Source organism: Sphingomonas sp., assembly GCF_031361285.1.
In the GTDB taxonomy this organism is placed as follows: Bacteria; Pseudomonadota; Alphaproteobacteria; order Sphingomonadales; family Sphingomonadaceae; genus Sphingomicrobium.
This window is the reverse complement of the sequence record NZ_JANMCO010000175.1, coordinates 1-7,190: the sequence shown is the minus strand read 5'-3', so window position 1 is coordinate 7,190 and position 7,190 is coordinate 1. Positions and strand designations below refer to the sequence as shown.

Below are 7,190 nucleotides of genomic sequence, written 5' to 3'. Positions count from 1 at the left end.
GTCCAGCGGAACCCGCTAACCAGATAGACCACCGGGTTGAACAGAGTGACCGTGCGCCACGGCTCGGGCAATGCGCTGACCGAATAGAACGCGCCGCCGAGGAAGGTCATCGGGGTGACGAACAGCATCGGAATGATCTGCAACTGCTCGAAATTCTGCGCCCAAATGCCGATGACGAAACCGAGCAGGCAAAATGCCGTGGTGATCATCAGCAAGAACAGCAGCATGATCGCCGGCTTTCTTGCCACGACTATCGACTCGCGCGGTCGCGGGCTGTGGGTAGGCGTGGGCCTGAGCCCACATTGAAAGCCAACCAGAGTTAGCTTAAGCTGGAATCGCTTTCGCTGCCATGGCCGCGAAGGCGCATGACATGGGATCGCTTCCCAATTTGCCACACACCGAACTGATCGCGATGAATCTTCGCGGTTACGAGGTCGAGATGCGTGGAGTGCCGTTGGTCGGCGGGGGACAACGGGTCCAAAATGCGAAGGGTGAGTGGGGTGTCTTCCTCGGCGAAACCCCAGAAGTAGAAACTCTCCGGCGCTGGCAATCGGGTGAATTCGACGACGCCGATCGGGCGCAGGCCGCTGGCTGGCGTGTGACAAGCAAGAACTTCGACCTGCAAGCACTCGTGCGCAGCATGAAAATGTCAAAGCAGCAGCGGGCCGACATCTCTGGATTGACGCTGTTGGACCTAAAGCGGACGATTGATCTGTTTTGCGGCGATCCGGCTGCACAGTTTCGGACCCTCAGCTCTGCATTCGAGTCATTCGATGTCGACCCGAAGGAACGGACCCTCATCAAGCGCAAATGGGTAGCTCTTGGGCGGCCCCATATTTCTGTGTTTGCGCCGTATGCGTATTTCGCGCTCCAACTGACCATGACGTTTTTGTCGGGTGTTTCGTTCAGGCTTATTCCCGAACGCCCAACGAACATCGTTGATCTCCAATACTTGTATTACTTGCCGTTCTGCCAAGTGTTCACCTCAGGCGACAAGCTCCATCGAGAGCTCGCCCCGCTCTTCATGAGACCGAAGCAGCAGTTCGTCTGGGCACCAGATTTGAAAAAGGCGCTGGCCGAGTTCGTTGCTCATTACGAGCAGCATGATGAAGAACTTCGCAAGCAGGGCAGCATGCGTTTTGCTCGCTACCCACCGTTGGAGCTACAGACAGTGATCCACGACGTTTACGATGAACTGCGCCCACGTTGGCGCGAAGACGCGCTTGTGCCGGAGAAGCCGATTTCGCCAGAGGAAAATGCGCGGATCATGGCGGAGATTAAGCCGATGATGGAGGCTTTCGAGGCGGCGCGCCGCAAGAGATGAGGAGTGCGAGTGACAGAGGTTGTTGCAGTTCTAGAGGATGGTCCTGAGTTCGAAGCGATGATGTGCAAGATCGACGCGGGCTTTGTGAAAAATGGGACGAAAATCACCGCGCGACCACTCATAGCTGCTCGCGAAGTGTCGCTCAAATATGGGATCGCTATTCCGATCACCGATCCGGTGCCAGGCAGCGCACCAGAACTCAAGCGCTACGCTGCTCTCAGCAACGGCATCCAGAGATGGTATAAAGATGCCTATGGCGATCGGCTGAATGTCGACATGTCGCCCGGTCGAGTTGTGCTGAACCTCGACGGCGACCTCTATCAAATGACGCTCCTGCGCTTCTGGGGGACCGGGGAGATCATAGTCACACGTCAGTTCATCAGCCCGGAGAATGACCCCCGGCGAGGCTTCCGTCTCAACCTTGTGCAGCTGATCGATCACATGACCGAGCCGAAGGCCCGGACGCTCTCCGATAAGGCACTCCGTTCGATGATCGAACTGTTCCCGATCGGGCTCGCAGCGGCCTACCACCTGGAAGCCGGGTCAGCGCACCCGCTGATCAAAATTGCTCAAAGCGACATGAAAACGGCTGTCAGCAAGTTGATGGATCGCGGCGAACATTTCGGTGATTCCAAATGGGCCACTCTCCAAGCGGCGGAGAAGTGTTTCAAAGCATCCCTCGACGTGCGCGGAGGCACACCCGATCGCACCCACAAATTGCGAGAACTGCGGGATGATCTGGCGAAATTTGGAGTCACCATCGCCACGCCGTCGCTCATTGACGCGATCCAATGCAGCCCGTCCATCCGGTATGGTGATGAGCCTTGCTCGATGGAGGAGGCGCTAGCCGCGCACCATGCTGTGCTTCGCCTTGTTGTAGAGCTGGTCGTGGCAGGCTCTTGGCCGGGAGCAAGGCTCGCGGTGAGACCGTTGGGAACGCAAGCGTTTCAGATCATCAGAACGGAATAGCCACTCGGGGGCACGTAGATGGGCTCAAAAATCCACGCTTTCCGTGGGGGTTAGGCTCCCCCCGTCTCCGAGTACTAACGTCCGTAATGGGTGGAAAGCGGACATGCTGATGCCCTTGATCCCTACCTGACCGGGCAGTTGTTCAGTCTGCACACCTATCTCCCCCTCCTAGAGGAGATTTGGACATGGCCAGTCAGTCATCGCCCTTCGCCGACATTGCCGGGCTTCTCGACCATGCCGTCGACGATCATCAACGCGACATGGACATTCTTGAGCAACAGCAGCCACGCCATCGATTCCGCGAGGCTGCAGCGGTGACTGTGCCCGTCCAGTTAGACAGAAAGTTAGGCGGGGGGCTCCGAAGACAGAGGTTGCATTAGCTATGGAAACCGTAACCCGCTGATAAAGGATCAGCGGGTCTCGCGACGATCACTTAATTCATGAGATGTTTCTGTCATGAGTGCCCTTCCCCAGCGTCAACGCAGGCCCTGAAAACCGTGCACCGCAAATCGGCCGCAGAGACTTCGGGAATAGATTGTCCCCGACTCGACACCTTAGGGCAGTCTCCGCGTTTGGTTGTGCCTAAGAGAACCCGCAGGTCTGCGCCCTTTTTCGATATTATTTGTACGGAGACTGAGAACAAGGAATGTGGGTGGAGGCCCGAGCCGGAATCGAACCGGCGTGCGAGGATTTGCAGTCCTCTACGTAACCACTCCGCCATCGGGCCGAGGCCTGGCCATGTCCCCGACATCGCGCCCGAGGTCAACCATCGACGTCAAGCATCGATGGCAAGCGCCGCCCCGCATTTCGAATTCGACCAATGGCGGTTGGCGCGGTGGGTTGCTGCCGGTAAGAGCAGCCTTGCATCCAAGGTGTATTAGCGGCATATAACAGCTATGACGATTCAGCTTTCCATTCCCGACTTCGCCACCGCCCGGCGAACGATGATCGAGAGCCAGTTGCGCCCCGAAGGCGTGACTGACGCTGGTGTGCTTGAAGCGATGGCAACCATCCCGCGCGAGCAATTCGTCCCCGAGCCGTCACAGCAGCTGGCCTATGGCGACCGTTCGCTGGCGCTTGGTGGCGGGCGCTTCCTGGCCGCGCCGGCGGTCCTCGGCAAGCTGCTGACCGAGCTTGCCCCGGTAGCCGGCGAGCGCGCGCTCGTGATTGGCGGCGGAACCGGTTACTCGGCGGCGGTGCTGTCGGCGATGGGCTGCGACGTTATTGTCCTGGAAAACGTGGCCGAGCTTGGTGCCCGCGCACGGAAACTTGGGGTGACCGTGGTCGAAGGCGGGCTAGCCAAGGGCCACGCAGCCGGCGCGCCATACGATCTCATCTTGATCGACGGCGCGGTTGAGTTTCTGCCGGACGCAATCGTCGACCAAATGGTTGACGGCGGGCGGCTGGGCACGGCGCTGATTGACCGCGGCCTGACCCGCCTGATCGTCGGCCAGAAGGTCGCGGGGGCATTCGGGTTTTTATCGATTGCCGACGCCGGCGTGGCTCCGCTGCCTGGCTTTGCGCGGTCGCGCCCGTTCACGTTCGAAAGGTAAGACTATTGTTGCGTAAGTTTGCACTGGGGTCGCTGGTGGCGGCGTTGATGGCGGGGACGGCGTCGGCCGACACGCTGCGCGAAGCGTTGGTGTCGACCTATGCGACCAACCCGACAATCGCCGGCCAGCGCGAATCGTTGCGCGCCACCGACGCCAATGTCGCCATTGCCCGCGCCGCCGGCCGGCCACAGGTCAGCGCGACCGTCGGCGTCAATCAGGATCTGTCGCGCAGCGGGATCCTTAATACCGGCGGCAAGGGCCCGACGGCGTCGGTCGGCGTCGATTTGAGCTATCCTCTGTTCAACGGCGGCAGCGTCAACAATGGCGTGCGCGCCGCCAAGACCAGGGTCGAGGCCGGGCGCGCGACGTTGCGCGCGGTCGAAGGCGACGTGTTTGTCGAGGCTGTGACCGCTTATATGGACGTGATCCGCGACCGCGCGATCGTCGAACTCAATGCCAACAACGTCCAAGTACTCGGTACCAATCTGGAGGCCAGCCGTGACCGTTTCGAAATTGGCGATTTGACGCGGACCGATGTCGCCCAGTCCGAGGCCCGGCTGCAGCTCGGCCGGTCGCTGCTGGCGACGTCGCAAGGACGGCTGGCCGGCAGCGAAGAGAATTATCGCCGGGTGATCGGCAAGCGCCCCGAGGCGTTGGCCCCGCCGCCGCCGCTGCCGCCGTTCCCGGCGACGCCGGACGAAGCGTCGCGGGTGGCGCTGGCCAACAACCCGGACCTGATTTCAATCAACAAGCAGGCTTCGGCCGCCGGCTTTGACGTTCGGGTCGCTTCTGCGAGCCGGCTGCCGACCGTGGCCGGCATCGTCAGCGGTACCTACGTCGATTCGTTGGGTGGGAATTCGGGCACGCTGCCCAGCAGCGGCACGCAAACCAGCGCCGGGCTCAATGCGCGTATCCCGCTCTATCAGGGCGGGCTGCCGGCGGCGCGGATTCGCTCGGCCCAGGCGCTCGAAGGCCAGCTGATGGAACGGACCATCGCCACCGAGCGAGCGGTTTTGTCGACGACGCGCTCGGCTTTTGCGAGCTATCAAGCGGCGCAGAATGCGATCGCTTCCAACGAAGTCGCCGTCAAAGCCAACGAACTCGCCCTCGAAGGCGCCCGGGCCGAACGCAGCGTCGGCACCCGCACCGTGCTCGATGTCCTCAATGCCGAACAGGAATTGCTCAATTCCCAGGTGGCGCTCGTGACCGCTCGGCACGACGCCTATGTCGCCGGCTTTGAGTTGCTGAACGCGATGGGCCAGGCCGAGGCCGACGATCTCGGGCTCGACGGCGGCCCATTGTACGATCCGCTGGGCAATTATCGCCGCGTTTCTGGCAATTGGAACGATTGGGCCAGCGATCCCCGCCACCAACCGGTCGCGACCCGGACGGTGACGCCAGAAGAGGCCGCGCCCGCCGCAGGGGTGACACCGCCGCCGCAATAAGCGATAGCGTCCGACTATGCAGTCGCCCAGCCGCGAACCCTCGATGGAAGACATACTGGCGTCGATCAAAAAGGTGATCGCCGAGGAGAAGGGGCTGCGTGTGCCCGCCCCGCCCGTCCAGCAGCTGGACGAAGCCATGCTGCCACAAGCCGATGAGGATGAGGTGCTCGAGCTCAACGAGCCACTGGCGCCGCCACCCGATCTGGGGCCGCCTTTGATGGACGAAGCGGTCGCCGACACCAGCCGCCATGCGCTGGAATCGCTATCGGCCGTTGCCGCCGCCGCGCCCGCGCCGCCGCCGGTCAATCCGCTCGAAGAGCTGATTCGCGAACTGCTGCGGCCGATCCTCAAGCAATGGCTCGACGATCATTTGCCCGGCATCGTCGATGAGCATGTAAAGCGCGAGATCACCCGCATCACCGGCCGCCCGCTGTAACCGGACGCATGGCCGCCAAGGTTGATGCTGCGCTGCGGCGCGGTTAGGCGCGAGCCATGAGCGAGCTTGCCAAGACTTTCGACCCCAAGGCGATCGAGGATCGCTGGTACGCCCATTGGGAAGCCAAGGGGCTGTTCCGGCCCGATCGGGGCGAGGCGACGCCGTGGACGATCGTCATGCCGCCGCCCAACGTCACCGGCAGCCTGCACATCGGCCACGCGCTCGACATCACGCTCCAGGACGTGCTCACCCGGCGCGAACGGATGCTCGGCAAGGATGCCTTGTGGGTGGTAGGCACCGACCATGCCGGCATCGCCACCCAGATGGTGGTCGAGCGCCAGCTCGAGGAACGGCAGGACAAGCGCACCAATTACAGCCGCGAGGAGTTCGTCGCCAAGGTCTGGGAGTGGAAGGAAGCAAGCGGTGGCGCGATCACCCGCCAGCTCCGCCGCCTCGGCGCGTCATGCGACTGGGCCCACGAGCGCTTCACCATGGACGAGGGCTTTTCGAAAGCCGTTTCCCACGTGTTCATCGAGCTCTACCGCCGCGGCCTCGCCTATCGTGACAAGCGCCTGGTCAATTGGGACCCCAAGTTCCAGACCGCGATCAGCGACCTCGAGGTCGAGACCCGCGAAGTCCAGGGCAAATTCTGGACGCTCAATTACCCGCTCGCCGACGGCAACGGGCATGTCAGTGTGGCGACGACGCGGCCCGAAACGATGCTCGCCGACATGGCGGTCGCGGTGCACCCGAAGGACAAGCGCTACACGAAACTGGTCGGCAAGATGGTCAAGCTGCCAATCACCGGGCGGCTGGTCCCGATCATCGCCGACGAACATGCCGACCCCGAGCTCGGCTCAGGCGCGGTCAAGATCACGCCCGGCCACGACTTCAACGATTTCGACGTCGGCGTCCGCGCCGGGTTCAAAGCCGCCGAGATGTTTAACATGCTCGATGGGCAGGCGCGGGTGGTGCAGACCGCTGATGGGGTAATTCCGGAGGAGCTCGTCGGCCTCGACCGCTTCGAAGCGCGCGACCGGGTGATCGCCATGCTTGAGGGTGAAGACGCGCTGGAAAAGGTCGAGGACCGCGTCATCGCCACGCCCTATGGCGACCGTTCGGGCGTGGTGATCGAACCATGGCTGACCGACCAGTGGTACGTCGATGCGGCGACGCTGGTGAAACCGGTGATCGAGGCCACCCGTTCTGGGGCGATCAAGATTGTGCCGGAGACCTGGAAAAAAACCTGGTTCAACTGGCTCGAAAACATCCAGCCGTGGTGCGTCTCGCGGCAATTGTGGTGGGGACACCGGATTCCGGCGTGGTTCGCCGACGACGGACAAGTTTTCGTTGCCGAGAGCGAGGAAGAAGCCCGCAAGCAGGCCGGCGACCAGCCGCTACGCCAGGACGAGGATGTGCTCGACACGTGGTTCAGCTCGGCCCTGTGGCCATTCGCGACGCTT

The 7,190-nt window shown here is 62.2% G+C and carries 6 protein-coding genes, 1 tRNA gene and 1 pseudogene; 6 read left to right on the top strand and 2 right to left on the bottom strand.

Annotation, left to right across the window (positions count from 1 at the left end; genetic code table 11):
- Window positions 1-206: pseudogene (locus RMO25_RS13755) on the bottom strand (ABC transporter permease); the annotation flags it as partial.
- Between the two features lie 164 nt (window positions 207-370).
- Between RMO25_RS13755 and RMO25_RS13750 the strand changes: the two are divergent.
- Window positions 371-1,324, top strand: a complete 954-nt coding sequence (locus RMO25_RS13750) for a hypothetical protein (protein ID WP_309663170.1) — start codon at window positions 371-373, stop codon at window positions 1,322-1,324.
- 9 nt (window positions 1,325-1,333) lie between these two features.
- Window positions 1,334-2,293, top strand: coding sequence for a HEPN domain-containing protein (locus RMO25_RS13745; protein WP_309663169.1), 960 nt, complete (start codon window positions 1,334-1,336; stop codon window positions 2,291-2,293).
- Window positions 2,294-2,946: 653 nt separating this feature from the next.
- Here the strand turns inward: RMO25_RS13745 and RMO25_RS13740 are convergent.
- A tRNA-Cys gene (locus tag RMO25_RS13740) sits at window positions 2,947-3,020 on the bottom strand.
- A 169-nt stretch (window positions 3,021-3,189) separates the two neighbouring features.
- Between RMO25_RS13740 and RMO25_RS13735 the strand changes: the two genes are divergently transcribed.
- From RMO25_RS13735 to RMO25_RS13720, 4 genes are all read left to right on the top strand, one after another.
- Window positions 3,190-3,846: a protein-L-isoaspartate O-methyltransferase gene (locus tag RMO25_RS13735; protein WP_309663168.1), complete on the top strand. Its 657-nt coding sequence runs from the start codon at window positions 3,190-3,192 to the stop codon at window positions 3,844-3,846.
- 8 nt (window positions 3,847-3,854) lie between these two features.
- Window positions 3,855-5,291, top strand: coding sequence for a TolC family outer membrane protein (locus tag RMO25_RS13730; RefSeq protein ID WP_309663167.1), 1,437 nt, complete (start codon window positions 3,855-3,857; stop codon window positions 5,289-5,291).
- A 43-nt stretch (window positions 5,292-5,334) separates the two neighbouring features.
- On the top strand, window positions 5,335-5,727 hold the full coding sequence (locus tag RMO25_RS13725; protein WP_309663166.1) for a DUF2497 domain-containing protein: 393 nt from the start codon (window positions 5,335-5,337) through the stop codon (window positions 5,725-5,727).
- A gap of 56 nt (window positions 5,728-5,783) precedes the next feature.
- On the top strand, window positions 5,784-7,190 hold a 1,407-nt coding region (locus RMO25_RS13720), incomplete at its 3' end, for a valine--tRNA ligase (RefSeq protein ID WP_309663165.1).